Origin of the sequence: Desulfovibrio aminophilus DSM 12254 (genome assembly GCF_000422565.1) — a bacterium.
Classification (GTDB): Bacteria; Desulfobacterota; Desulfovibrionia; order Desulfovibrionales; family Desulfovibrionaceae; genus Aminidesulfovibrio; species Aminidesulfovibrio aminophilus.
Map to the genome: position 1 here is coordinate 1 of NZ_AUMA01000028.1, position 1,599 is coordinate 1,599.

Below are 1,599 nucleotides of genomic sequence, written 5' to 3' on the forward strand. Positions count from 1 at the left end.
CCCGCCCCCTTCGTCCGGCTTCGCCGGTTTCAAAAAAAGCAAGGGCCTTCGGCCCCCTTCGAAAAACAAAAGGCGGGAACCATGTCCCGCCTTTCATTCTTCGCAAACCGAGAGCCTCCCCGACTTTCTGTATACCGCCGGAGGCGGCCGACTTTCTGGGAACCGCCGAAGGCGGCTGAAGGGGACTTTAAAACGTCGTGACCTTGCGCAGGGTGAAGGAATAGACCCGGTCCTGATCCAGGCGCAGCGTGACGGACCGCACGGAATCGAAAAAGGCGTCCTCGTCACTGAACTGGCCGAACCGCCTCTGATAGTCCTCTCTTCCCTCCCTGGTCATGGGAATCCGCTTGGTGGCGGTGTAAAAAAGCCGCCTCGCGTCGTCGCGCAGGGACGCGTCCAGGAGTCGCGCGGCCTCGTCGCGGGACATGCCCAGCCGCAGGCCGCGCGGGGAAGAAACAACAGGCAGCATGACAGGATCACAACCTGCATTCTCCTCCTCGGCGAACACACGGATGATGTCTCCTCTTCTCAGCATACGCCGGATATACGGCGGTCAGGAAATCCGGCGGACCTGTTCCCCGGCGGCTCAACGAGGAGGGGCGTTCCGGCGGAGCTTCGACCGTGGCTCCTTCCAGTAAACCCTGGGGTCCAGACCGTCCCTCTCGTCCGTCGGGTTGACCAGCTTCAGGCCTGGCGACCAGCCCTGCTCCGCGATCGCCGCACAGTCGTACACCGCAGACTTCATGACATCCACCCGGCCCTCGGAGATCAGGGACACCAGATCGCCCTTCACCTCGTAGCGGCACGTGGACACCTCCCGAGTCATGTTCTTGCGGGGGCCGGAACCTTCAGTGGGCTCCCAGAACTCGGTGACGATCCGGCACACGCCATCTTGCCGCAACTCAATGCACTGCGTCCATTCGGACTCGGAGACCACGCAGTATGTGCCGCGCATGTCCTGGGCGAAGGCGCTTGCGGACAACAAAAGAATACATACGGGCAACATAATATATTTCATATACATTATCTCATTTTTGGATCATATTCGATGTGAATATGGTTCAGATCTTTATTTTTATATGTCTCATATAACACATCGTAGTCCGGCCCAAGAGCATCTTGAAGACTTTTACGGATTGCGTTCATCGTTTCATGAGTATCTTTTTTTCCTCGAATATCAACCGCTAAATTTTTATAATGCAATGAATTTTGCATATGTTTACTGTCATTAGCCGACGTTATTACAACTTCTGCACCATGTTCTTTAAATATTCTGCCAATGGTTTCATACTGGCTGGTGATCCGAGGATCGAGATTCTTATCTCGAACGTTCTCTGTTTTTGGAAACATATCCCTTGGATCGGTTTTGCAGAGTGTGCCATCTTTGCACAATATCCGCCCGTGCTGGTCGATCCCACTCGGCCAATCGTGCAGTTCAGGCAAGTGAGCCCCCTTCTCCAGCGTACGCCTGTTTTGTTGTCCAGGCCCGCTCTGCGTCAGAACCAGCCGTCCAGACAGGTCTTCATATTTCTCCTCCCCAGACTTCTCGCTCCAGGCCCCTTCTCCGGGTCCGGCGTAGCGGCCCAGCTCGTCATAGGG

Annotated in this window: 3 protein-coding genes; all 3 read right to left on the reverse strand. The window is 55.8% G+C overall.

Annotation, left to right across the window (positions count from 1 at the left end):
• Positions 1 to 187 precede the first annotated feature (187 nt).
• Entirely contained in the window at positions 188 to 508 is a 321-nt protein-coding gene (locus H587_RS0112495) for a hypothetical protein (RefSeq protein WP_169432783.1), read from the reverse strand.
• Positions 509 to 586: 78 nt separating this feature from the next.
• Positions 587 to 982, reverse strand: a complete 396-nt coding sequence (locus H587_RS0112500; protein WP_156904553.1) for a hypothetical protein — start codon at positions 980 to 982, stop codon at positions 587 to 589.
• Between the two features lie 41 nt (positions 983 to 1,023).
• Positions 1,024 to 1,599: hypothetical protein (locus H587_RS20875; protein WP_169432784.1), on the reverse strand; the 576-nt coding region annotated here is incomplete at its 5' end.